24 protein-coding genes are annotated in these 22,174 nt (G+C 59.5%); 16 read left to right on the forward strand and 8 right to left on the reverse strand.

The features are described 5' to 3' along the window. Positions 1–49: 49 nt before the first annotated feature. The 4 genes from QUE75_RS16960 to QUE75_RS16975 are packed head-to-tail and all read left to right on the forward strand — an operon-like array spanning position 50 to position 3,762. Complete coding sequence (locus QUE75_RS16960) at positions 50–1,222, forward strand: ABC transporter substrate-binding protein (RefSeq protein WP_286251932.1); 1,173 nt, start codon at positions 50–52, stop codon at positions 1,220–1,222. Between the two features lie 41 nt (positions 1,223–1,263). After that, positions 1,264–2,238 carry a YVTN family beta-propeller repeat protein gene (locus tag QUE75_RS16965; RefSeq protein WP_286251933.1) on the forward strand — a complete coding sequence of 325 codons (975 nt, stop codon included), beginning with the start codon at positions 1,264–1,266 and terminating at the stop codon, positions 2,236–2,238. Continuing rightward, positions 2,235–2,957: an ABC transporter ATP-binding protein gene (locus tag QUE75_RS16970; RefSeq protein WP_286251934.1), complete on the forward strand. Its 723-nt coding sequence runs from the start codon at positions 2,235–2,237 to the stop codon at positions 2,955–2,957. Before QUE75_RS16965 ends, QUE75_RS16970 begins: the two co-directional genes overlap by 4 nt. A 1-nt stretch (position 2,958) precedes the next feature. Continuing rightward, positions 2,959–3,762 carry an ABC transporter permease gene (locus QUE75_RS16975; RefSeq protein WP_286251935.1) on the forward strand — a complete coding sequence of 268 codons (804 nt, stop codon included), beginning with the start codon at positions 2,959–2,961 and terminating at the stop codon, positions 3,760–3,762. Positions 3,763–3,774: 12 nt separating this feature from the next. Here QUE75_RS16975 and QUE75_RS16980 read toward each other — a convergent pair whose 3' ends face one another. The 3 genes from QUE75_RS16980 to QUE75_RS16990 are packed head-to-tail and all read right to left on the reverse strand — an operon-like array spanning position 3,775 to position 6,240. Next, positions 3,775–4,446: an ATP-binding cassette domain-containing protein gene (locus QUE75_RS16980; protein WP_286251936.1), complete on the reverse strand. Its 672-nt coding sequence runs from the start codon at positions 4,444–4,446 to the stop codon at positions 3,775–3,777. Next, positions 4,439–5,215, reverse strand: coding sequence for an ABC transporter permease (locus QUE75_RS16985; RefSeq protein ID WP_286251937.1), 777 nt, complete (start codon positions 5,213–5,215; stop codon positions 4,439–4,441). The genes QUE75_RS16980 and QUE75_RS16985 overlap by 8 nt, the downstream gene beginning before the upstream one ends. Further along, positions 5,212–6,240 (reverse strand): ABC transporter substrate-binding protein, encoded by a 1,029-nt coding sequence (locus QUE75_RS16990; RefSeq protein WP_286251938.1) that lies wholly within the window; start codon positions 6,238–6,240, stop codon positions 5,212–5,214. The genes QUE75_RS16985 and QUE75_RS16990 overlap by 4 nt, the downstream gene beginning before the upstream one ends. 266 nt (positions 6,241–6,506) lie before the next feature. On the opposite strand from QUE75_RS16990, the gene QUE75_RS16995 reads away from it, so the two are divergent. Next, the gene (locus tag QUE75_RS16995) at positions 6,507–7,184 is read left to right on the forward strand and encodes a response regulator (protein ID WP_106694070.1); all 678 of its coding nucleotides are present in this window, start codon (positions 6,507–6,509) and stop codon (positions 7,182–7,184) included. Positions 7,185–7,199: 15 nt separating this feature from the next. On the opposite strand, the gene QUE75_RS17000 is transcribed toward QUE75_RS16995, so the two are convergent. The 4 genes from QUE75_RS17000 to QUE75_RS17015 all read right to left on the reverse strand — a co-directional run bounded on the left by QUE75_RS17000 (position 7,200) and on the right by QUE75_RS17015 (position 13,513). Next, a complete protein-coding gene (locus tag QUE75_RS17000; RefSeq protein WP_286255726.1) occupies positions 7,200–9,464 on the reverse strand; it encodes a hybrid sensor histidine kinase/response regulator in 2,265 nt (754 codons plus the stop codon). Continuing rightward, positions 9,448–10,608: a nitric oxide-sensing protein NosP gene (nosP, locus tag QUE75_RS17005; protein ID WP_286251940.1), complete on the reverse strand. Its 1,161-nt coding sequence runs from the start codon at positions 10,606–10,608 to the stop codon at positions 9,448–9,450. Before nosP ends, QUE75_RS17000 begins: the two co-directional genes overlap by 17 nt. 255 nt (positions 10,609–10,863) lie before the next feature. Further along, entirely contained in the window at positions 10,864–11,967 is a 1,104-nt protein-coding gene (locus QUE75_RS17010) for a porin (protein ID WP_106693858.1), read from the reverse strand. A 178-nt stretch (positions 11,968–12,145) separates the two neighbouring features. Further along, the gene (locus QUE75_RS17015; protein ID WP_106693859.1) at positions 12,146–13,513 is read right to left on the reverse strand and encodes a WS/DGAT domain-containing protein; all 1,368 of its coding nucleotides are present in this window, start codon (positions 13,511–13,513) and stop codon (positions 12,146–12,148) included. 348 nt (positions 13,514–13,861) lie between these two features. Between QUE75_RS17015 and QUE75_RS17020 the strand changes: the two genes are divergently transcribed. Together QUE75_RS17020 and QUE75_RS17025 are read left to right on the forward strand one after the other, a co-directional pair. Continuing rightward, positions 13,862–14,785, forward strand: a complete 924-nt coding sequence (locus tag QUE75_RS17020; protein WP_106693860.1) for an alpha/beta hydrolase — start codon at positions 13,862–13,864, stop codon at positions 14,783–14,785. A 94-nt stretch (positions 14,786–14,879) separates the two neighbouring features. Continuing rightward, the gene (locus QUE75_RS17025; protein ID WP_061330694.1) at positions 14,880–15,629 is read left to right on the forward strand and encodes an FFLEELY motif protein; all 750 of its coding nucleotides are present in this window, start codon (positions 14,880–14,882) and stop codon (positions 15,627–15,629) included. 6 nt (positions 15,630–15,635) lie between these two features. Here QUE75_RS17025 and QUE75_RS17030 read toward each other — a convergent pair whose 3' ends face one another. Continuing rightward, positions 15,636–15,914, reverse strand: coding sequence for a polyhydroxyalkanoic acid system family protein (locus QUE75_RS17030; RefSeq protein ID WP_061330695.1), 279 nt, complete (start codon positions 15,912–15,914; stop codon positions 15,636–15,638). 117 nt (positions 15,915–16,031) lie between these two features. Here QUE75_RS17030 and ubiE point away from each other — a divergent pair, with 117 nt between their 5' ends. The 9 genes from ubiE (at position 16,032) to QUE75_RS17075 (ending at position 22,171) form a co-directional block, all read left to right on the forward strand. Further along, a complete protein-coding gene (ubiE, locus tag QUE75_RS17035) occupies positions 16,032–16,814 on the forward strand; it encodes a bifunctional demethylmenaquinone methyltransferase/2-methoxy-6-polyprenyl-1,4-benzoquinol methylase UbiE (protein WP_061330696.1) in 783 nt (260 codons plus the stop codon). Next, positions 16,814–17,455, forward strand: coding sequence for a ubiquinone biosynthesis accessory factor UbiJ (locus tag QUE75_RS17040; RefSeq protein ID WP_061330697.1), 642 nt, complete (start codon positions 16,814–16,816; stop codon positions 17,453–17,455). The genes ubiE and QUE75_RS17040 overlap by 1 nt, the downstream gene beginning before the upstream one ends. Next, positions 17,452–19,095, forward strand: a complete 1,644-nt coding sequence (gene ubiB, locus QUE75_RS17045) for a ubiquinone biosynthesis regulatory protein kinase UbiB (RefSeq protein ID WP_286251950.1) — start codon at positions 17,452–17,454, stop codon at positions 19,093–19,095. Before QUE75_RS17040 ends, ubiB begins: the two co-directional genes overlap by 4 nt. A gap of 28 nt (positions 19,096–19,123) precedes the next feature. Beyond that, positions 19,124–19,540: a phosphoribosyl-AMP cyclohydrolase gene (hisI, locus tag QUE75_RS17050; RefSeq protein ID WP_058092481.1), complete on the forward strand. Its 417-nt coding sequence runs from the start codon at positions 19,124–19,126 to the stop codon at positions 19,538–19,540. A 12-nt stretch (positions 19,541–19,552) separates the two neighbouring features. Further along, entirely contained in the window at positions 19,553–19,882 is a 330-nt protein-coding gene (locus QUE75_RS17055; protein ID WP_061330699.1) for a phosphoribosyl-ATP diphosphatase, read from the forward strand. A gap of 87 nt (positions 19,883–19,969) precedes the next feature. Then, positions 19,970–20,200, forward strand: a complete 231-nt coding sequence (gene tatA / locus QUE75_RS17060; protein WP_058092479.1) for a Sec-independent protein translocase subunit TatA — start codon at positions 19,970–19,972, stop codon at positions 20,198–20,200. Positions 20,201–20,211: 11 nt separating this feature from the next. Further along, complete coding sequence (gene tatB, locus QUE75_RS17065) at positions 20,212–20,676, forward strand: Sec-independent protein translocase protein TatB (protein WP_061330700.1); 465 nt, start codon at positions 20,212–20,214, stop codon at positions 20,674–20,676. Beyond that, positions 20,673–21,455 carry a twin-arginine translocase subunit TatC gene (gene tatC, locus QUE75_RS17070; protein WP_061330701.1) on the forward strand — a complete coding sequence of 261 codons (783 nt, stop codon included), beginning with the start codon at positions 20,673–20,675 and terminating at the stop codon, positions 21,453–21,455. The genes tatB and tatC overlap by 4 nt, the downstream gene beginning before the upstream one ends. Further along, positions 21,452–22,171, forward strand: a complete 720-nt coding sequence (locus QUE75_RS17075) for a 16S rRNA (uracil(1498)-N(3))-methyltransferase (RefSeq protein ID WP_061330702.1) — start codon at positions 21,452–21,454, stop codon at positions 22,169–22,171. The genes tatC and QUE75_RS17075 overlap by 4 nt, the downstream gene beginning before the upstream one ends. Positions 22,172–22,174 lie beyond the last annotated feature (3 nt).

Below are 22,174 nucleotides of genomic sequence, written 5' to 3' on the forward strand. Positions count from 1 at the left end.
CATTGCCCCTTCTCTAAGCTGGAATCACAACAACAAACCGGAGAATCCAATGTCTTTGCTTTCCAGGACAGCGGCAGCCACCCTGCTCACCATGCTCAGCGCAGGTCCTCTGTACGCGGAGGCGCTCGACGTTCGCATCGGCTACCTGCAGTGGGTGCCAGACAAAGGCCCCGTGTTATCCAATATCATTCCAGAGCCCGAGGATGCGGGCCTGCGAGGAGCCCAGCTGGGACTGGCTGACAACCAGACCACTGGCCGATTCCTCGGGCAGAACTATGAACTGGAAACTGAATTAACGGGTTCCCATGAGGAAATCCTGGCGGCGTTTGAAACCATGCATGACAAGGGTACCCGGCTGTTTGTCATCAATGCGCCAGCGCAAACCGTCCAGGCCATCATGGGCCGGGCAGGTAACAACACACTGGTCTTCAATGCCGGCGCCAAAGACGATGCGCTTCGCACCGCCGAATGCCACGTTAACCTGCTTCACACCGTGCCCAGCTACGCCATGCTGACCGACTCCCTGGGCCAGTGGCTTAATATGCGGCGCTGGAACGACCTGTTCCTGATTACCGGCCCGACCGAGGAGGACAAGGCCTGGGCCGATGCGTTTCGCCGGTCTGCCAAGCGCTTTGGCCTGAAGATTGTCCAGGACAAGCCCTGGACTTTCGACGCCGACCTGCGCCGCACTGCGGCCAAGGAACTGCCAGCCTTTACCCAGGCCCGCGCCTACGATGCCGTCGTTGTGGCCGATGTGCGCGGTGATTTCGGCGAATACGTTCCGTTCAACACCTGGCTGCCCAGACCCGTGGTCGGCACCCAGGGCATGGTGCCGGTCACCTGGCACCGGGTGGTCGAAGCCTGGGGTGCCGCGCAGCTTCAGAACCGGTTCCGGGCCTTGGCCGAGCGCGACATGAACGGCGACGACTACGCTGCCTGGGCCGCTGTCCGTTCCATCGGTACCGCGGTAACCGACCTGAAGGTGGCCGACGCCAACGAGATTCGCGACTTTCTGTTTACCGACAAGTTCCAGCTTGCCGCCTTCAAGGGGCGCAGCCTGAGCTTCCGGGACTGGAACGGGCAGCTGCGCCAGCCAATCCCGCTGGTCCATCCCAGAAGCCTGGTCGCACAGGCCCCCTTTGACGGCTTTTTGCACCCAAATACCGAAATGGACACCCTCGGGTTCGACAAACCCGAGAGTCGGTGTCGCATCAACGGCTGACCCTGAGCGGCGCCAAACTGAAAACAAGAAGGAGCAACACCATGAAATCATTGTTTAAACACGCTGCTCTAGCGGCCATGATCGGCCTGTCTGGGCCAGCCATGGCCAGCCTGGCTTATGTTTCCAACGAGAAAGACAACACCCTGTCGGTGATCGATACAGAAACCCATCAGGTGATTGACACCATTGAGGTGGGCGCGCGCCCAAGGGGCATTCTGCTGTCCAAGGACTTCACCAAGCTCTATATCTGCGCCAGTGACGACGACACGGTGCAGGTGCTGGACCTGGCCACCCGGAAGATCATCGACACCCTGCCCTCCGGCGAGGACCCAGAGCAGTTCGCCCTGCATCCGAACAACCGGCACCTGTATATCGCCAATGAGGACGATGCCATCGTGACCGTGGTGGATGTACAAACCAAGGATGTGCTGGCGCAGATTGATGTCGGCATCGAGCCGGAAGGCATGGCAGTCAGTCCCGACGGCAAGTGGGCGGTGAACACCAGTGAAACCACCAGCATGTTGCACTGGATCAACACCGAGACTTTTGAAATCGAGAAGAACGTGGTCGTTGGCCAACGCCCCCGCCATGTGGAGTTCAGCAAAGACAGCAAGATTGCCTGGGCCTCAGCCGAAATCGGCGGCACCGTGCACATCTTTGACGTCGACACCATTGAAGAAATCAAACTGATTGATTTCAAGATCCGCGGCGTGCCCCAGGACCGCGTTCAGCCGGTTGGCATTCAGCTGACCTCGGACGGCAAGTACGCCTTTGTGGCCCTGGGGCCGTCCAACCACGTCGCCGTGGTGGATGCTCAGACCTATGAGGTTCTGGACTATCTGCTGGTTGGTTCCAGGGTATGGCAGCTGGCACTGGATAAGGATGAGAAGTTCCTTTACACCACCAACGGTGTCTCTGGCGATGTCTCGGTGATTGATGTGGACCAGCTCAAGGTCATCAAATCCATCAAGGTGGGCCGCTACCCCTGGGGTGTGGTGATCGATCCGACTTCATGACCATTGAAGCCCGGGACATCAGCTTCCGCTACGGAGACAAAGCGGTTCTGAAGGAGGTCAGCTTCGCGCTGACCTCTGGTCGTTTCCATGCACTTCTGGGCCCAAACGGGGCAGGCAAATCCACCCTGTTTGGCTTGCTCACCCGACTACTGGCCTTGCAGCAGGGCGATGTCTTGCTGGGCGGCCGGTCACTCAGAAAACAGCCCGCAGAGGCGATGCGGAAAATCGGCGTGGTGTTTCAGCAGAATGCCCTGGACCTGGACTTGTCCGTTCGCCAGAACCTGCACTACCACGCCGCGCTGCATGGCCTGTCCCGCAAAGAAGCCCGGGCCCGTGGTGACCGTGAGCTGGCCCGGTTTAAGCTACTCGACCGGGCCGACGACGCGGTTCGCCAGCTCAACGGGGGGCACCGGCGGCGGGTGGAAATTGCGCGTGCACTGCTTCATCAACCCTCCCTGTTACTTCTGGACGAGCCCACCGTAGGCCTCGATGTCGCCAGCCGGCGGGCACTCAACGAACACGTTCGGACCCTGTGCGAGGAAGATGGGCTGACCGTACTCTGGGCCACGCACCTGATTGAAGAGGTCCAGGAGCAAGACAACGTGTTGATTCTGCACCAGGGCCGCTTGCTGGCAAACGGCACCGGCCAGGTGATCTGCGAGGAACAAGGTGCGCAGAACCTGGCGGAGACCTTCCACAAACTGACCGGAGCCGGCTGATATGAAAGCCATTGATTACTGGCACTGTTTCCTGGGCATTCAGACCCGGGAGTGGCTCAGGTTCTGGCAACAGCGCACCCGCTTTGCCAGTGCGCTGGTGCGGCCCCTACTCTGGCTGGTGGTATTTGCCGCCGGGTTCCGGGCGGTTCTGGGCATTTCCATTATTCCCCCCTACCAGACCTACATCACCTATGAAACCTATATCGTGCCCGGGCTGTGCGGCATGATTATCCTGTTCAACAGTATGCAGGGGGCCCTGTCGATGGTGTATGACCGGGAACTGGGCAGCATGCGGGTGCTGTTGACGAGCCCCCTGCCCAGGCCGTTTCTGCTGATTACCAAACTGCTGGCCATGGGTTTCGTGTCAGTGGCCCAGGTTTATGTTTTTCTGCTGATCGCATGGCAGGTTGGCGTAGAGCCACCCCGCTGGGGGTATCTGGCAGTTCTGCCGACGTTGATCCTCACCAGCCTGATGCTGGGCGCACTGGGATTGCTGATTGCCACCTGGATAAAACAACTGGAGAACTTCGCGGGGGTGATGAACTTTGTCATCTTCCCTATGTTCTTTATGTCTTCCGCCCTGTATCCGTTGTGGCGCATGAACGAAGCCAGCCCGTGGCTTTACTGGATCTGCCAGTTCAATCCGTTTACCCACGCAGTCGAAGCGATCCGGTTTTCACTCTACCTGGAATGGAATCCTCTGGCCGTCGGAATCACCGCCGGCGTGACCATCGTGCTTTCGCTGTTCGCTACCGCGGGTTTTCGCCCCCAGCGGACGAAAATCCTGGGGAGCAAGCCCGCCTGATCCGGCCGAGCGTCAGGAGCCCACTCTATCCAGCCGCCTCAGCTGCTCCAACAACTCGCGAACGGCTCCCGACTCCACCACCCGGTCGTCCCATTGCAACCTTGCCGGCTTACCATCGAGGTACCAGAGCCGGTTTGCCAGTAACTCTGCATCACCGCTGTCGTGGGTCACACAGATCATGGCCATATCCGGGTTTGCGTCCAGTATGCCGGCAATCAGCTGTTTCAGATCTCCCGCCATAACCGGGTCGAGCGAGGCAAAGGGCTCATCCAGCAGTAACAGGTCCGGCTTGACCGCCAGGCAGCGGGCCAAAGCAGCACGGCGCGTCATCCCCAGTGAAAGCTGATCCGGCAGGTAATGGCCATAACCGGCCAGACCAACCTGTCGCAACAGGTGTTCAGCCTTCTCATCGCTTGCGCCCACCAGCCGGAGGTTGGCTTTCAGGCTTCGCCAGGGCAACAGCCGATGCTCCTGAAACAGGTACCCGACTCGCAGTGTTTCACGACCCACCACCGCGCCGGCCGGCATTGAGTAATCCAGGCCGGCGACGGCATTGATCAGCGTGGTCTTACCGATGCCGGACGGCCCCAGCAAGCAGATGCGGTCACCACGCTTGATGGTGGCAAACACTTCGCCCAGTACGGGCTGTGCATAGTCGCGACCGCGTATTCTCAGCTCAAGCATGGGCCTGCTCCGGCTGTCGCCAGCGATTGGCCCGCCTTTCCACAGGCTGTAACAGCCCCAGTTCAATCAGTTGCACAACGCCGATGAACGCCAGGCTGTAGGCCAGAATGGCTGCAACGTCGAACACCTGGAACGCCAGGTGCAGCTGAAAACCAACGCCACTGGAACGCCCCAGCAGTTCAACCACCAGAACGATTTTCCAGATCAGCGACAGTCCTCCCCGGGTGGCCGCCATCAGATAGGGAAAGAGCTGCGGCACCCAAACCTCACGGAGCCGCTGCCAGCGGGTAAATCCGTACACGGTAGCCATCTGTTCCAGCCGGTAGTCCAGGCTGCGGGCACCTTCTCGCACTGTGACGGCGACGTTCGGGATCTTGTTGATAACAACCGCCATCACTGCCGCCGCCTCCACCAGCCCGAACCAGACATACATCAGTATGATGGTGACCAGCGCAGGCAGGTTCAGAAGCAACACCAGCATGGGATCAAACAGTGCATTGGCGGTGCGCGACCGTCCCATCGCGATACCAATAAACGTGCCCAGCAGCATCGCCAGGGTGAACGCCACCGCGACCCGCGCCAGTGTGGCGCTCAGGTGGAACCAGAGCTGACCACCCCGCGCCTCCTCCATCAGGGTTTCCAGCACCTGCAATGGTCCGGGTAACAACGGGGATTCCAGGTGCCAGGCAAATAGCCCCCAGAACACAATAAACAGGGGCAGTACCAACCAGTAGCTCCAGACCGGCGGGCGACCTGCCTGGCTGCTCACGGCGGGCTCCGGTAGAACAGGGATTCGGGCATCAGAGTCTCGGTATCAGCGCCTGTGAGTACCAGCAGCCGCTGGAGGTCGCCACGGCGTTGTTCGGTCAGCGGCGCCGGGGTACCCGCCACAAAGCCATCCCGCAGGGCTTCGAACACGGCGTCTGTGGACTGTCCCATCAGAGGCCGTAACCGCTGCCAGTGCGATGGTTCCCCGGCCAGCTCGGATTTTGCTTGTTGCAGCGAACGGGCAAAGCGTTCAATCAACCCGGCATGCTGTCGCGCCCATTCCGAAGGAAAGACATAACCCAGTACCGGCAGGTTCGGGTCCAGATCCAGAGCCCTGAGCAGGTCCGCCATCCCGAAAGCCGAACGCCAGCCGCCCTCGCCTTTGAGCCGGGCAGAGAAGTGCCAGTAGGTGACGATGGCATCAACCTGGCCACGCTTTAGCGCCTGGCTCAGTAGTGGCGGGGCGGCAAACTGCACCCGGGCATCTCGAGCCAGATCGATACCCTGTCGCTCTGCCACCTTGGTCAGCAGCACCCAGCCCTTGCTGTCCGGCCCGCCGGCTACGCCGATGCGTTTGCCTGCCAGGCCAGCTACAGAGTGAATCGCCGACGCCTCCAGCACGACGATATCCCCGATCTGGCTTGAGAAGGGCACATACAGGTAGGGGGTGCCGGCTTTGAAGCGCGACTGCGCCCAGAGCAAATCAGCCACCGCGCCATCCACAGAACCACTGGTGACTGCCAGCCGTGACGCCGGCAAATTCGCCACCAGTTTCAGATCAAGCCGATAGCCGTTCTTCTGGTCCAGCTTTCGGTGTTGCAGATGATCCAGCTCCCAGTGGGCGGTACCGAACTGAAGCACGCTGATGTTGAGAACGGGCAAGCCTGCCGGTTCCTGCGAATAGCCGTTGTCCGGTGTTACCAGAAAAACCACGGCAAACACCAGGCTGAGTGCGCGAAAGCCCCGTGAGAACCACCCCTTGAGGCCCGGGTGTACGGCTTGAGTTATTCTTGTGTGATGCGTCATACCATCACGATACGAAGCCCCCAGCCCTTCAAGAATAGTACTTTGGTGCCTGTTTTTTGGTGCGATGGTCGCATTCAACCCAAGGCCAATATGGCGTGTAATGAAATCATCACAATAATAAACAGAAGGTGATCGCACCCATGCGGACACCTTCTGCACAGGAGGCCGCAATGTTAACCGAGCTTGATGCCGCACTCTCGTCGGAAAAACGCTATGATGAATCCGACACCACTCCCGAAGACGACAATAAACAGGCAGAAACATCCATGGAGCCGGCGTACAAGATTCTGATTGCCGACGACCACCCCCTGTTCCGGGAAGCGATCAGCAGTGTGATCGCCTCAGGATTCCAGGGCAGTGAGATTATCGAAACCGATGATCTGGACAGCGCACTGGAAATCACCCGCGAAAACGACGATCTCGACCTCATCCTGCTGGATCTGAACATGCCAGGTATGCACGGCCTGAACGGACTGATCACCCTGCGCAACGAGGCGCCGACCATCCCGGTGGTGATCGTTTCCGCCGAGGAAGACAAACAGGTGGTTCTGCAGGCGATCACTTACGGCGCGGTGGGCTTCATCACCAAATCCTCACCCCGGGCCCAGATGACCGAAGCCATCCAGCAGATCCTGAATGGCAACGTATACCTGCCCTCCGATATCATTCGCACCGGCAAGGAAAGTAACAGCCGCAGAGCCCGGCACGAGGACAACCCCATTTCCCCGGAACTGCTCAACTCCCTGACCCGTCGCCAGTTACTTGTGCTGGAAAGAATGTCCAAAGGCGAGTCCAACAAGCAGATCGCCTACAACCTGAACATTGCAGAAACCACAGTGAAAGCCCACGTTTCGGCCATTCTGAGGAAACTCGGTGTGCACAACCGGGTGCAGGCCATTCTGTCGGCCAGTGATGTGGATTTCAGCCAGTACCTGAAGCGTTGACCAGTCTTGAGGGGCTCAGCCCCTCAAGACATGATTGAGCACCGATCTTAATTTCAGCGGCTTGACCGGCTTGTTCATCAGCAGATACCCCAGCTCGCGGATGTGCTGTTTCAGCTCGTTGGTGTAATTGGCCGTGATCATCAACACCGGCGCCGGCTGACTGCGCCGGCCATTGATCTGGGCAACCGCATCCACACCGTTCTCATCGTTATCCAGATGGTAATCCGCCAGGATCAGGTCCACCGGTGCGCTGGCGATATCCACTTTGGCGTCCAGATCAGGCACAGAGACGGCGGTCACCACCCTGCAATCCCAACCCTCCAACAGGGTTTTCATCCCCTCACAAATGGCCAGATCGTTGTCGATAACCCACACCCTGGCGCCGGACATGCCGTGATCCACTTCGACCTTCTGGATGTCCGTGGTCGCCGCCGGCGAGGGCTGCAACTGCCCCAGCGGCACCTGCACGCTGAACACCGAGCCTTTGCCCTCAGTCGACGCCACAGACACCTCATGCCCAAGCATGCGGGATATCTTGTCGACGATCGCCAGCCCGAGGCCCAGCCCCTTGTCGGCCTGGGAACCGCCGGGGCGAATACGTTTGAATTCCTGGAAGATCTCGGTCAACTTGTCCTCGGGAATACCCGGGCCGGTGTCCCAAACCTGCAGTAACAGGTGATCATGCCGGCGGCGAACACCGAGCAGGATGCGCCCCTGGCCGGTGTAACGGATCGCATTGGTCAGGAAGTTTCTCAGGATTCTGGCCAATAGCTGGGAGTCAGATTGCACCACCGCCGAAGATGGCACGAAATCCAGCCGCAACCCCTCTGCCAAAGCCATCTGACGGAATTCCCGGGCAATGTTGTTGAGCAGATCCCGCAGATCAAAGGCGGTCACGTCCGGTTTTATCACCCCAGCGTCCAGTTTGGAAATGTCCACCAGCGTGCCCAGCAGGTTCTCTACGTCGTCCAGCGAGGTGCTGACCGAGCGCACCAGGCCCTCGGCCCTGGGGCCGAAGCTCTGCTCCTGCAAGGCGCTGGTAAACAGACGGGCAGCATTGAGCGGCTGCAGCAGATCGTGACTAACGGCGGCCAGAAACTTGGTTTTCGACAGATTGGCCCGCTCGGCCTCCAACTTGGCTTCCCTAAGGCGCGCCTCAACCGCTGCGCGCTCCGAGATCTCCTGACGGAGCTGGGCGTTGAGGCCGGTCAGTGCCGCTGTACGCTCCCGTACCCGCTTCTCCAGGTTGTCATAGGCCTGCTCCAGCGCCAGCGCGGTTTTTCGGCGATCGGTAATATCACGAATCAGCACGAAGAAGCCGACCACTTCGCCATTGTCATCGACGTTGGGCACATACGATCTGAGCATGTACCGCTGCTCACCCCGGACACCGGTTTCGTCAAACTCGAATGTCACGCTGTGGCCGTCCATGACCTCCAGAATCTGGGGTAGCAGCCGCTGGTAAAATTCAGGCTCGTGCACCTCGTCCAGGCGCATACCCAGGGGCGACTGCCCGGGCTGGCCATACCAGGCCTGGTAAACCTTGTTGCAGAACTGCACGGTCAGATCAGCGCCCACGTATGCAATCAATGCCGGCACATGGTCTGTCACCACGCGAATCCAACGCTCGCTTTCTTCCAGCGCCTTGATACGGCGCGCCATTTCGCTGTTCTTGACGTCAGTGATGTCGGAATACAGCACCACAAGCCCGCCTTCCCGCGTGGGCCTTTCGGTCATCTGCACCCAGCGGCCGTTGGACAGCAGGAACACCGTGCCCTCGGCATCCTCGTGGCTGTGCTCCTCGACGACCAGCCCGGAGCTCAGCGCTTTCGATTTCACCTTGTCTATCGGGGTGCCCGCTGCCGGCACTGGCACACCGGCATGGCGCCAGTAACTCCGGAAACGGCTGTTGGTCTGAATCAGGCAGTGGTTGTGGTCGAACAGCACGAAACCATCGGCAATGCTTTCAATGGCATCGTTCAGGCGCTGGCGCGAGGTCTCCGCCTCTTCCCGGGCACGCATCAAGGCTTTGTTACTGGCCTTGAGTTCTTCCATGGTCAGGTTCAGGGCTTCCGTGCGCTCACGGACCTGCTCGGCCAGTATCACCGAGTGTTCGAACGCCGCGTAGGGCTCCGGCTTGTGGGCCGAGCCAGACTCCACCCGAACGATCAGCGCATCCCGGATTTCTCGCAGGCGCCGGTTCTCGGCTTCCAGTTCCGCAATACGCTGGTCTTTGGCGGACTCGCCGGAAGATTCGGGGAGATCAGGTGCTGAACTCAGGCTGGCCAATGACCACCCCCGTAAAGGTCTGATTGATGTGCATACCGTTGAATTGCTCCCCGTAGGTGTTAAACCCCACCACACGGTGCGCTTTGAGGAATTCGGAAACCGCGTCACTTTGTCCGGTCAGCTCGGCTTCGAGCCGGCGTAAAAAGCAGTCGCACCCCAGTGTCACCAGCGGTGTGCCGACCACCCGCTCGGAGGCCTCAATCTGGGTTCGTACACTGTCCAGGAGCGAACCCGGCGCCATGGCGGTCATCACAATGCCCGTCTCCACTGCGCAATAGAACGTGAGACTGCGATCCGGATTGACTCTCTGGATAGAGCGAACGAAATAGTTCCCGCCCACTCGAACGCCCAGGGGCCGCAGGGCAAACACCTTGCGGTCCAGTTCATCCAGCGATACGCCCACCGCCCGGGCATAAACCTCGGCTGCCGGCTCCGCGTTCAACTCGTATACCGTCCGGCTTTGCGGGCAAGCCCGGGTAACCACCAGTTTTTCATCCAGCGGTTCCATGTGGTGGGTCGAGAACACCCGGAAATCCAGCGGGGTATTGACCAGCATGACGGTGGCCGCCCCGCAGTGAAATTCCCCATCGTAATAAACGTGGGTATCGGCCAGGCGTTCGTCGTCCCCCGCAGAACCACCAAACTGAGGGATTGTGCCTAAAGCCGCGTTGAGGGTCGCCAGCACCAGCTCTTCCCGGCTGGAAAGCCCGTCCAGTAAGGTAATCGCGAAAGTATTACCCTTGACCGGCGCCAGGTTGGCATCCCGGCAGGTGGTCAGCATCTGGTCAATGACACCCTGGGCGTCCTGCAGGGTGAATCGATCCAACTGCCGAATCAAAGCACAATCGATGGCGAAGTAACGGGCATCAAACCCGATGGCGCTGATGCAGCCCCGGTCGTATCCCTGCTCGGTAATCTCACCGGCCGAGGTGCAACCGTAGACACGCACACCAGAGAAGGCTTTCTGCAGAGCAGGGCCCAATTTCTGCAGGTCATATTCAACAGAGCAGAAGAACAGCACGCAACCCAGGTTGTCGTGCAAAAGCCGCTTGGCAAGCTCTGCGGCGGCCAGCTCGGGCTTGCGGACGCTGGAACTGGCGACTCGCACTGCGGGTAACTGACTGACTGGCTTCATCGGTAGCCTGCTCGGAATACGGGAATCTGATACCGATTCTACGCCTCCTGAACCACCAGCCAATGCGACTTCAGTGCACTTTGTCGGCGCGCCAAATCTTCCGTAAGCCATTGATTATATTCCCCTTGAATCAATGTCCGGTGACGCAGCCAGGTTTTGGCAAGAGCAAACCGGCACTTTAGTCTGAGACGGCCATCGCAGGCGCACCGGCTTCCTGCCGGCTACCTGCAAGGCCATAGACAGGAGCGAAGCTCCTCAGAACATCACAACGGCACCCAATGCCAGAGTGTTGGCGTCTGCGGTTTTCACACCTGTAGACTTGGTTTCCTGCTCGAACATGTTGTATTCGGCCACCAGCTTGAAGTTACTGTTAACGTCGTGGAACACGGCCACCGACATATTCTCGGTCTCGAAATTGCCCTGATCGGAATCGGTTTCACCGTAAGACAGCACAAAGCGGTTCGCCCCCAGGGTGTAGGAAGCCTGAACCAGGTAGCCATCGGCGTCTTCTTCAGAGGCCAGAGCCCCATCAGTAATCAGAACGGGCGCGTCGCCTTTGGAAGTGAAGCCTGAAGCCGTCAGGGACAGACCCGCCACAGCCGCTTTCACACCATACCCAACACCCCGACTATCGATCTTGGTAGTGGCGTTTTCGGAGCTCTGATGACGACCGTTCACCCACCCCGTCAGGGCCACGCCGTTCAGGTCAGCGCTGTAGGTGACTTCCGCCTCAAAACGCGGGGCGGACTGCTCAGACTGGGCGCCCGGAGTGGTGTTGGCAGGCTCAAAGATACCCGCCGCAACGTTCAGGCCACCCATGTCCGGTGTGCGATAGGTGATCTGGGCTGACGGATTTGGGTAAGGGTAGCCAGTGCGGATATTGCCGAAAGACACGCCTGTGGCTGCACCCGGAGAACCAAAACCCATCAGGATCTCATCCAGGAATATATTGGAACGGGCGTACAGGCCAAAGTCTTTACCAATCAGGACCTGACCAAAACTGCCATCCACCGTTGCGTACAGTTGACGCACATCGATTGCGGTGTCGGTCGGCGACTGCAGGCTGTCGTTGATGGTGCTCCAGAACGATGAACGGCCACCCAGTGTCAGGTCGCCCATCTCCTTACTGAAATTGAAGCCGATGGTGTTCGGCAAAAAACCCATCTTGACGTCGGAATTGCGCACGTCAGCGACTTTGTCATCACGGTTCACGTAAAACGCATTGAAGTAGCCATCCACCGAAAAGCTGGTGCCGTCCTCATTGTACAGTTCAATGGCCGCATTGGCTCCGGCACTGGCTCCCATGGCCGCCATCATGGCAATGGCCAACCCTGACTTTCTGAAGTTGTTGTTTTTCATACATCCCCCGGTTGTTTTTTGGAAATCTGGGATAAGAGGACCGGTTATCCGATCGCTCCAGGCGAGGTCTGACGCCTGATTTCCATGGTCGGTGATGCAACAACAGGGGGGAATGCTTCCAGCGAGCAGGTTTTCTGCTCATTTGGGAGGCACTTGAAATGAAACTTTGGAAGTACGACTACGTGGAAAGACCACCCGGGAACTGGTCCAGTTCAGACAAGCAGTCATCAAGAAACTCATGAGGGTTGGCCAAAATGGCCTCGTCTGCCACGACACCAAACTGCACCTGACCGGCGTAGCTGACGATACTCACACCCAGCCCGATATCGCCGGCCTGAGGCACCCAGAACATCTGTTCGGTGATGGCGCAACCGGCGAGGTACCGGGTCTCCGGCGTGCCAGGTACATTGGAAACCACCGCCGAGGCCTTGCGGAAAAACAGATCAGCCAAAGGTTTGCGCCCCACCTCCGGCAACAGCGCTGCGCTGGCCGTCAGCCCCCAGGCGATCCCCGGCTGCCAGCTCTTCTTGAGCTTGCGGGTTTCATGCTTGATGCGGAACAGCCGCTCCAGAGCACTGGCACCATCCACCGGCATGGGCACGAACACCGTGCCAAAGCAGTTGCCGGGCTCGCCGTCCTCCGGCCGAACCCCCTCCGGCATCCGGGACCGGATATCCACCGGCACCGCCGCATGCATGACCGCATCGTCCAACTGTTCTGGTGACATCCCCAGGCGTGGGCGCACAGCAGCCGCCACACAGGCCAGTAACACATCGTTGATCGTAGTATGGGTGGCCGATGCGACTGCACGAAAACGGTCAAGCGCCACCGGTTCAGACCACCGACAGCTGCGCCTGCCCAGCAATGGCCGCCGAAGCTCCGAGGGCGTATCGGCCGGTTCCACCAGAAACTCGCTGAGCTCATGCACCATCCGGGCACTGGCCTCCAGAGCCCGCCCGGCGTGCCCCGCCCCTTTGGTGGGACCATCATCCGGTATCGCGCCGGAAACCTGGCCTGCCTGGGCAGCCATATTCCCCAACCATTGCCTGGCGTAGGTTGTCCACCGTTCCAGCTGCGGCAACTCGGCGGCGCCATAGATGGCCGGGTACTGCCGGGGCGATGGCGGGCAAAGTGTTGAGAAAATGCCCAGCAGGGACAGGCCGTCGGCGTAACAATGATGCAGGCGCAGCAGCAAGGCCGCACCACCCTGGGCGTTGGGCGCCAGCCAGAACTTCCAGCCCGGGCGATACCGCGGCAGCGGCTCGTTCAGCCGCGCCGACACCCAGTCCTGCAACTGATGCTGATCAAACCGATCTATCACCACATCAAGGTGATGGGAAACGGAAAAGGTGGGGTCTTTCTGCCAGTACCAGGCCGGCGCCTTCCAGACCGGGCGACAGAGAAAACGCTCCCAGGCAGTCCAGTACACATCCAGAAATTCCCGGAACCGGCCGGCCGTCAGGCCGTCAACCCGGAGCATGATGGTGATGGTCATGGGGTTTTCCGGCCGTTCCAAAGCCAGCCAGGCCGAATCCGAAGGCAGCATGAGATGCGATTGCTCCTGGTTCAAACCTGATAGTCCCCGATGAATAACGTGCCCGATAAGTAAAAAGCCAATCCCGCATTGTGCCAGAGTCCTTTACGGGGCTCCATCACCGTGCGTCGCCCACGGCGTTACAAAAAATTACCTGCAAGTAACCCTTCGGCTCTATACTGGTTATATGTAATGATGCAATGGTTATAGAGAAGGACCACGATGCTGCGCGATTGGCTACAGATCTCCGAAAATCTCGGCGGTAGTGCCACTAACTCGCCCAGCCAAACGCGGTACAAATGAAAGACCGGCACAACCAAAACCAATAACAGTCCATTGCAATGCCGGGGGAGATGAATCATGAAAGCCAGTCATGTTCGCAAACTGATCAAGCCTATCGAGAGCGCCTATTCAGAGATGTTCTCAGGCCGGGTTTACCGTGTTGGTAAAGGCGCCGTATCGGTGCGTAATCATAGCGGCGCTGCGGAACATACCGTCATCGGTGTGCACGGCTTTCTGGAGAATCACTGCTACTTTACCCAGGCGTACGATGGTCCAACCACCGAACTGATTCTTCTCACCTGCAGCAATTACCATATTCCAGTAAACGGTGTAACGCCGGAGAACCCGGGCTGGGAAGTGCCCATAAAGCACCTGGAAGGTACCATTGAGTATGATGCCTGCATTCTGAACCAGGCACTGCAAAACCTGCCCAGCACCCGCAATATCCGGATCCACGGCCACTCCAGGGGTGGTGCGGTGATTCTTGAAGCCATCAAGCAGTGGCCAGAGCTGTACGAAGATGTCGAAATTGTGCTGGAAGCGCCAGTGCTGCCCCAGGGCAAATTGCACGCCCTGGTGACCACGCTGCTGGAGCCGGTCAGCCACGGCATGTGGCCCTGGCTGATCCGTCTGATCAACAGCGCGCCGCAATCCGCCTACGGCCAGACATTCTTTGGCAAGATGAACCCGAGAAAACGGCAGCTGCTGAACAAATTGTTCTATGCCACCAAGGATCATCTGACCATCGTGCGCAACATTGAAAACATCATGGAGTGGATGGTCCGCACAGACACCTCGGTGTACCAGCATGTGCGCCATGGCACGTTCCTGATACCTGCAACGGATCGCATCCTGGATCGCAATGCCATGCTGGCCAGTGCCCGTACCAGCCCGACCAACATGCGCATCATCGAAACCGAAGCCCCCAGCCACTTCATCACGCTGGACAGCAAGGAATGGGTACCCGGCCTGGAAACTCTGCCTATTGCCGCCGAGGGCTGAACCTGAACAGGTGCAGCCCGGTTTCCGCTTCGCTAAACTGAGCGCCTTTTTCTGAGGCCATGCCTCTTGTCGCCGGTTTTATTGGAGCCCCTGCATGTATCGTGAGCGCCTGGTCACAACGGACGTGAATTCAGAAAACGCCCACCGGCTTAAACGCCTGCTACTGGAATACCACGACTTTCGCCAGCTCAAGTCAACCCACCCCTTGCTGGAAGACACCCGCCGCATCGCCGACTGGCAAGCGGAACGGCTAAAAGCCACGCACCAGGACCTTTACCAGAACCCCGGCTACCACACCGGCCTGGAATTCTTGCTGACAGACCTTTACGCCCCTGCCGGCATGACCCAACGGGACGATAACATCGACCGGGTCTTCCCGAAGATGGTGAAGTGGCTACCAGACCACCTCTTGGGCACCTTTGCCGGGCTGGTTGAACTGAATCTGGTCACCCAAAGCCTGGATCTAGAGCTGGCACAATGGTTTGACCGACACAACCTGAGTACCGCCTCAATCACCACCAGCGACTATTGCGACGCTTATCGGGCCAGCGGCCAGTTGAGCATCCGCAGCCGGCAACTGGAACTGGTGGCCGACACTGGCCAGCAGTTGGACCGCTACGTGCGCAACCGCACCCTGGGCTGGCTGCTGTCGATGAGCCGGGGGCCGGCGGAAATGGCCGAGCTGGGCGATCTGCACAGTTTCCTGCACCGGGGCTACAGCGCATTCCGGAAGATGGAGGATGTCGACGTACTGATTGAACGGCTGATCGGTCGGGAAAGACAGGTGATGGAGAACATTCTGGCCGGCCACCCGGAACCCTTTTCGGTACCGGGCAACCTTTAACCAGGCTCAGGCCGTGAGAATCTGGTCCAGTTGCGAGTGAATTTCCTGCTCGATACGGGATTTGAACGGGCGCAGCATCAGCCCCAGTTCCAGGCGGATGTGCAGATCACTGTCAGAGAGGTCCAGGTGGCCTTTCACCCCACTGCGCTTGAACGTGAGCAGGTCGCCCTCCCACTGGTAATTGACATCGAACTGCTTCGACAGGTCCTTGGCCAGGGTTTCCGCCGCTTCACGGGCGTGGGCTTTGTCCAGGGAGTGGGCGCGATGAATATCAATGACAGACATGGATCATGTTTTCTCGGTTGTTTGGAGACAGATTTACAGTGTAAGTCGGCAATAAACTTGTAGCCAACCCCTCAAAGGTTAGAATACCAACCTGAGATTCTGACAGGACCAACACCCATGAGCGAGCAGCAAACACCGGGCACCCCCGGCAACGGCCAGGACGACGTAACCCACTTCGGGTTCCGCAATGTACCCAAGAGCCAGAAAGCCAGCCAGGTGGCCGAGGTTTTCCACAGCGTGGCCGGCAAATACGACCTCATGAACGATTTGATGTCGATGGGCATTCACCGGCTGTGGAAGCGCTTCACCATTGAGCTCAGCGGTGTTCGCCAGGGCCATCAGGTACTGGATATTGCCGGTGGCACCGGCGATCTGACCATGAAATTTTCTGACCTGGTCGGCCCCACCGGCAAGGTGGTGCTGGCCGACATCAATGCCTCCATGCTGCAGGTGGGCCGCAGCCGGCTGACAGACCGGGGCTACGCAGGCAACATCGAGTATGTGCAGGCCGATGCCGAGCACCTGCCGTTCCCGGACAACAGCTTTCAGGCCGTGTCCATCGCCTTTGGCCTGCGCAACGTCACCGACAAGGATCAAGCCCTGCGGGACATGGCCCGGGTACTGAAGCCCGGCGGCAAGCTGATGGTGCTGGAATTCTCCAAGCCTACCAATCCGCTGCTGAGCAAAGCCTACGACACCTATTCCTTTACCGCCCTGCCGTTGATGGGCCAGCTGATTGCCGGCGACAGTGAAAGCTACAAGTACCTGGCCGAGTCCATCCGCATGCACCCGGACCAGGACACCCTGAAAGGTATGATGGAACAGGCCGGTCTGGTGAACTGCAAGTACTACAACATGACCGGCGGCATTGTCGCCCTGCACGTGGGAATCAAACCCTGATGTTCCCCGGCCCGACCCTTTTGTCCGCTGCCAGCGCCATTGTAGAGATCGCGCTGAACCGGGCATTGGAGCTGGACACAGCGGGCCGGCAGGCCTTGCTGGACGCCCTGACCGGGCCGGCACAATTCAACATCAGCGCACCGGTCCCGTTAACCTGGACCCTGGAGCGTGTGGGCGAACGGGTTCAGGTGCGCAGTCAGCCCGCCGATGCCCCCGAGTTGGTCATTACCGGCCGCCCCATGGCCTTTGTTGCCCTCGCCCTCGGCGATGATCAGGTGTTTGCGGACAATCGGCTGGGCGTGCAGGGCAATACCGCCCTGGCCCACCAACTGCAACGTGCCCTGAACCAGCTGGAACCGGACTGGGAAGCAGCCATGGCCCGACATCTTGGCGACCTTCCGGCACATTTTCTGGGCAAGCGCATCCGCAGTGCTGTGCAGTGGAGCCGGCATGCTGCGAATGCCATGAACGCCAATCTGGAAGAGTACCTGCACGAAGAGAGCCGGGCCCTGCCCGGCCGCAGAGAGCTGGAGGCCACCTTCCAGGACATTGACCAGCTCAACCTGCGTACTGAACGCCTGGAAGCCCGGCTGACACAGCTGGAGAGTTCCGGTAGCGACAACGATACGGAGACCTTGTGACCCGCCTGCAACGCCTGTTCCGAATTGCCTGGGTATTCTGCCGCTACCGGCTGGACACGTTTCTGCCCCTGGCGGAACTGCCCACGCCGCTGAAGATCTTCTTCCTGCTGGCGCCCTGGCACCTGTTCCCCCAGCCGAAACTGAGCCGGGGCGACCGGCTGCGACTGGCGCTGGAAGAACTCGGCCCGGTGTTCGTCAAATTTGGCCAGATTCTCTCCACCCGGCGGGACCTGCTGCCCGACGACATGGCCGAATCCCTGAAACAACTGCAGGATCGGGTGCCGCCGTTCCCCAGCGACCAGGCCCGGGGCATTATCGAGAAATCCCTCGGTGCACCGGTATCGGAGCTGTTCGCCGAGTTCAGCCCGGACCCGATGGCCTCGGCCTCCGTGGCCCAGGTACACGCCGCCACTCTGCCCAATGGCCAGAGAGTGGTGGTCAAGGTGCTGCGGCCGGGTATCGACAAGGTGATCCGCCAGGACCTTGGCCTGATGTACCTGATGGCCGGCCTGCTGGAAAAATACTGGTCTGAAGGCAAACGGCTGCACCCGGTGGACGTGGTGGCCGATTACGACGCCACCATCCACGATGAGCTGGACCTGCAGCGCGAAGCCGCCAATGCCAGCCAGTTGCGCCGCAACTTCGACAACTCACCGCTGATCTACATCCCGTTCATCGACTGGGACTACACCCGCAAATCCGTGCTGGTGATGGAGCGCATTCACGGCATCCCCATTGCCGACGTAGACAGCCTGAAAGCGGCCGGCGTCAATATGAAAGTGCTGGCCGAAAAAGGCGTGGAGATCTTCTTCACCCAGGTGTTCCGGGACAGCTTCTTCCACGCCGACATGCACCCGGGCAACATCTTTGTCGACGTCTCCAACCCGGCCGACCCGAAATACATCGCCATCGATTTCGGCATTGTGGGCACCCTGGCGCCAGATGACCAGAGCTATCTGGCCCGGAACCTGCTCGCGTTCTTCCGTCGGGATTACCGCCAGGTGGCCCAGCTGCACATACAGTCCGGCTGGGTGCCGCCGGACACCCGGGTGAATGAATTCGAGGCGGCCATCCGTACCGTGTGCGAGCCCATCTTCGAGCGGCCACTGAAAGACATCTCCTTCGGCCACTTCCTTCTGCGGTTGTTCCAGACCGCCCGCCGTTTCAATATGGAAGTGCAGCCGCAGCTGGTACTGCTGCAGAAAACCCTGCTGAACGTCGAGGGCCTGGGCCGCCAGCTGTACCCGGACCTGGACCTGTGGAGCACCGCCCAGCCGTTCCTGGAGAAGTGGATGCGCCAGCGCATCGGCCCCGCCGGGTTGATCAAATCGCTGCAAACGCACCTGCCGGCCTGGCTTGAACAGTCGCCGGAGATGCCACAACTGGTTCATGATGCACTATTGCAGCTTCGAAGCAGCGGCCCAACGGAAGAACAGAATCGCGCTACGCTTGAGTTAATGAAAGAGCAGCAACAGCGCAGCGACCGCCGGTGGCGCCGGGGATTCATTGCCGCCGTACTCGCCGCCGCAGCCCTGGCGGGCACTCAGGAGCAGGCCACGCAGCTGGTGGCCAATGCGCCACTTTGGAGCTGGGCCTTGCTCGCCCTTGCCGGCGCGGTCATGCTCCGGGGTAGCCGTTAAACGATTGGATTTATCAGGATTCACAAAAATGCAAGATTCCCCCGCTAACGTCGTACAGCCTGACTGGCTCAATGAGATTCGCTGGACAGAAGACGGTCTGGTACCGGCCATCGCTCAGGATGCCGACAACGGCGATATCCTGATGATGGCGTGGATGAATGCCGAGTCGCTGAAGCTGACCGTTGAGGAAGGCCAGGCAGTGTACTGGTCCCGATCCCGGGGCAAACTCTGGCGTAAGGGCGAAAGCTCCGGGCACCAGCAGGTACTTCGGGATATCCGGCTCGACTGCGATGCCGACGTCATTTTGCTGAAAGTGGAACAAAAAGGCGGTATTGCCTGCCATACTGGTCGGCGAAGCTGTTTTTACCGGACCCTGAAAGACGGCCAATGGGTCAGCGCCGAGCCGGTGCTGAAAGACCCGAACGCCATCTACGGCAGTGATTGAGGAGCAGACACCGTGAGTGATGTACTGGAACGCTTGGCCCAGGTCCTGGAAGCCCGAAAGGAAGCCGACCCGGAAACCTCCTACGTGGCCAGCCTGCACGCCAAGGGGCTGAACAAGATTCTGGAGAAGGTGGGCGAAGAGTGCACCGAAACACTGCTGGCCGCCAAAGACGCTGAACACTCCGGGGACACCCGGGATGTGGTGTACGAAACGGCCGATCTGTGGTTCCACAGCATGGTGATGCTCTCCCGGCTTGGGCTCGGACCAAAAGATGTGATTGATGAACTGGCCAGTCGTTTCGACCTGTCAGGCCTTGAAGAGAAAGCGTCGCGGAACTCGTAAAAGAGGTACCCCTAACGGGGATTTCCGGGAACGGTCGCCGTTGGCGTACAATGTCATGGAACAGCAACAATTGAACGAGGAACCCTCATGGGTATCAGCATCTGGCAACTTTTAATCGTACTCGGCATCGTCATCCTGTTGTTCGGAACCAAGAAACTGCGCAACATCGGCAGTGATCTGGGCGGCGCGATTCGTGGCTTTAAGAAATCCATGAGCGACGAAGAAGAAAAATCCGCTGATCAGAGCACGCTGGAAGGCCAGCAGGCTGAGAAAACTGAGGCCCCGGCCGAAGAGAAGCCCCGGGAAAAGCAAAGCTGAGTACCACCTGAATGTTCGATATTGGCTTCATTGAGCTGCTGATCTGCGGCATCATCGCGCTGCTTGTACTTGGGCCTGAGCGCCTGCCTACCGCTGCCCGGGCTGCGGGCCGGTGGATTGGCGGCGCGCGGCGCATGGTGGGCCAGTTCACCTCGGAACTGGATCGCCAGCTCAAGGCAGAAGAGCTGCGGGAAGAGCTCCGCAAGGCCGGTGACGTCGGCCTGGACGACATGGAGAAAACCGTCCGCGGCGCCCTCGATGAAGCCAAGAAATACGAACACATGATCCTGCCAGACAGCGAGACCCGCAAACCGCGGCCCGCACCGGCAACCCGCCGGCTTGCCGGCGAGGAAAGCACCAATCAGTCCACCGCCGAGTCTCCGCAACCCGCTCCGCAAGGCGACAACGCCGATCAGGAAGCCAGCGGTGAAGCCAGCAGCACGACACCAGAGCGGCCATCGGATAATCGTTCATGAGCGACCCAGGCAGTAACCCGATACCTCCTGAACAACAGGAGATGCCCCTGATCGAGCACCTGCTCGAATTGCGCAACCGGCTCCTGAAAATGGTGCTGGCCGTGATTGTGTGTTTTGCCTTTATCTACCCGTTCGCCAACGACCTTTACCTCTGGCTGTCGTTACCACTGCGTGAGCTTTTACCGGTGGGCCAGACCATGATCGCCACCGACATCACCTCGCCTTTCTTTGCGCCCCTGAAACTGGCCCTGGTGCTGGCGGTATTTGCCGCCATCCCGGTGATCCTGTATCAGCTCTGGAGCTTCGTAGCACCGGGCCTGTATGCCCATGAAAAACGCCTGGCGTTTCCCCTGCTGTTTACCTCGGTACTGCTGTTTTACGCCGGCGCAGCGTTTGCCTATTACGTGGTGTTCCCTCTTGTGTTCGGTTTCTTCACCGCCATCGGGCCCGAGGGCATTGTCGAGCTGCCAGACATCAGCAGTTACCTGAACTTCGTGCTGAAAATGTTCTTTGCCTTCGGCGTGGCCTTCGAGATTCCCATTGCCACCGTACTCCTGATCCTCACAGGTGCCACTACACCCCAGGATCTGGCCGCAAAACGCCCCTACGTGGTGGTGGCCTGCTTTATCATCGGCATGCTGCTGACCCCGCCCGACATTATTTCCCAGACCCTGCTGGCGGTGCCCATGTGGATTCTGTTCGAATTCGGCATCCTGTTCGGGCGCCTGGCATACCGACGTGTCGATGACGCCTCTGAGGGCGAGTCCGACTCCGCATGAATCTGGCGCTGCTGTTCGACGAAGACTTCACCGGCACAGACCGGGTGCTGCTCCGCGGTCGCCGCCTTGAACACCTGAGGACCGTACTCAAAGCCAGTACCGGCCACCAGATTCCGGTCGGCCGGGCCAACGGCGCCATGGGCACCGGTGAGATTCTGACCCTGACAGACTCCGAAGCGGAGCTGAAAGTAACGCTCAGCCAACGCCCACCACAGCCCCTGCCACTGACCCTGATCCTGGCCATGCCACGGCCAAAGATGTTCCGCCGCGTGCTGCAGACCTGCGCGTCCTTGGGGGTGAAGGATATCTGGCTGATTAACAGCTACAAGGTGGAAAAAAGCTTCTGGCAAACTCCGTGGCTGTCAGACGACAACCTGAAGGAAAACCTGACGCTGGGCCTTGAGCAGGCTAAAGATACGGTGATGCCACAGGTGCATATCCGCAAGCTGTTCAAACCCTTTGTGGAAGACGAACTACCGGCCCTGCTGGCAAATAAAATCGCACTGGTGGCGCATCCCGGCACCACCGCACCCTGCCCCGTTCACCTGAACGAGCCGGCAGCCCTGTGCATCGGGCCGGAAGGTGGTTTTACCGATTACGAAGTGGGCAAACTGGAAGAGGCCGGATGCCAGGGCGTGCATCTGGGGCCCCGCATTCTGCGGGTGGAAACGGCCGTGCCAGTGTTGATCAGCCGGCTGTTTGATGCCTGCGGCTGAGCT

The organism is Marinobacter shengliensis (genome assembly GCF_030297115.1).
GTDB lineage: Bacteria > Pseudomonadota > Gammaproteobacteria > Pseudomonadales > Oleiphilaceae > Marinobacter > Marinobacter shengliensis.

Excerpts from the sequence above, each read along its gene's own strand:
- QUE75_RS17010 (WP_106693858.1), bottom strand. The coding sequence starts at position 11,967 with ATGAAAAACAACAACTTCAGAAAGTCAGGGTTGGCCATTGCCATGATG.
- tatB (WP_061330700.1), top strand. The coding sequence starts at position 20,212 with ATGTTCGATATTGGCTTCATTGAGCTGCTGATCTGCGGCATCATCGCG.
- QUE75_RS16980 (WP_286251936.1), bottom strand. The coding sequence starts at position 4,446 with ATGCTTGAGCTGAGAATACGCGGTCGCGACTATGCACAGCCCGTACTG.
- QUE75_RS17040 (WP_061330697.1), top strand. The coding sequence starts at position 16,814 with ATGTTCCCCGGCCCGACCCTTTTGTCCGCTGCCAGCGCCATTGTAGAG.
- QUE75_RS16990 (WP_286251938.1), bottom strand. The coding sequence starts at position 6,240 with ATGACGCATCACACAAGAATAACTCAAGCCGTACACCCGGGCCTCAAG.
- hisI (WP_058092481.1), top strand. The coding sequence starts at position 19,124 with ATGCAAGATTCCCCCGCTAACGTCGTACAGCCTGACTGGCTCAATGAG.
- QUE75_RS16960 (WP_286251932.1), top strand. The coding sequence starts at position 50 with ATGTCTTTGCTTTCCAGGACAGCGGCAGCCACCCTGCTCACCATGCTC.
- QUE75_RS17015 (WP_106693859.1), bottom strand. The coding sequence starts at position 13,513 with ATGCTGCCTTCGGATTCGGCCTGGCTGGCTTTGGAACGGCCGGAAAAC.
- tatA (WP_058092479.1), top strand. The coding sequence starts at position 19,970 with ATGGGTATCAGCATCTGGCAACTTTTAATCGTACTCGGCATCGTCATC.
- QUE75_RS17020 (WP_106693860.1), top strand. The coding sequence starts at position 13,862 with ATGAAAGCCAGTCATGTTCGCAAACTGATCAAGCCTATCGAGAGCGCC.
- QUE75_RS16975 (WP_286251935.1), top strand. The coding sequence starts at position 2,959 with ATGAAAGCCATTGATTACTGGCACTGTTTCCTGGGCATTCAGACCCGG.
- QUE75_RS16995 (WP_106694070.1), top strand. The coding sequence starts at position 6,507 with ATGGAGCCGGCGTACAAGATTCTGATTGCCGACGACCACCCCCTGTTC.
- QUE75_RS17075 (WP_061330702.1), top strand. The coding sequence starts at position 21,452 with ATGAATCTGGCGCTGCTGTTCGACGAAGACTTCACCGGCACAGACCGG.
- nosP (WP_286251940.1), bottom strand. The coding sequence starts at position 10,608 with ATGAAGCCAGTCAGTCAGTTACCCGCAGTGCGAGTCGCCAGTTCCAGC.
- QUE75_RS16970 (WP_286251934.1), top strand. The coding sequence starts at position 2,235 with ATGACCATTGAAGCCCGGGACATCAGCTTCCGCTACGGAGACAAAGCG.
- ubiE (WP_061330696.1), top strand. The coding sequence starts at position 16,032 with ATGAGCGAGCAGCAAACACCGGGCACCCCCGGCAACGGCCAGGACGAC.
- QUE75_RS17030 (WP_061330695.1), bottom strand. The coding sequence starts at position 15,914 with ATGTCTGTCATTGATATTCATCGCGCCCACTCCCTGGACAAAGCCCAC.
- QUE75_RS17025 (WP_061330694.1), top strand. The coding sequence starts at position 14,880 with ATGTATCGTGAGCGCCTGGTCACAACGGACGTGAATTCAGAAAACGCC.
- tatC (WP_061330701.1), top strand. The coding sequence starts at position 20,673 with ATGAGCGACCCAGGCAGTAACCCGATACCTCCTGAACAACAGGAGATG.
- QUE75_RS16965 (WP_286251933.1), top strand. The coding sequence starts at position 1,264 with ATGAAATCATTGTTTAAACACGCTGCTCTAGCGGCCATGATCGGCCTG.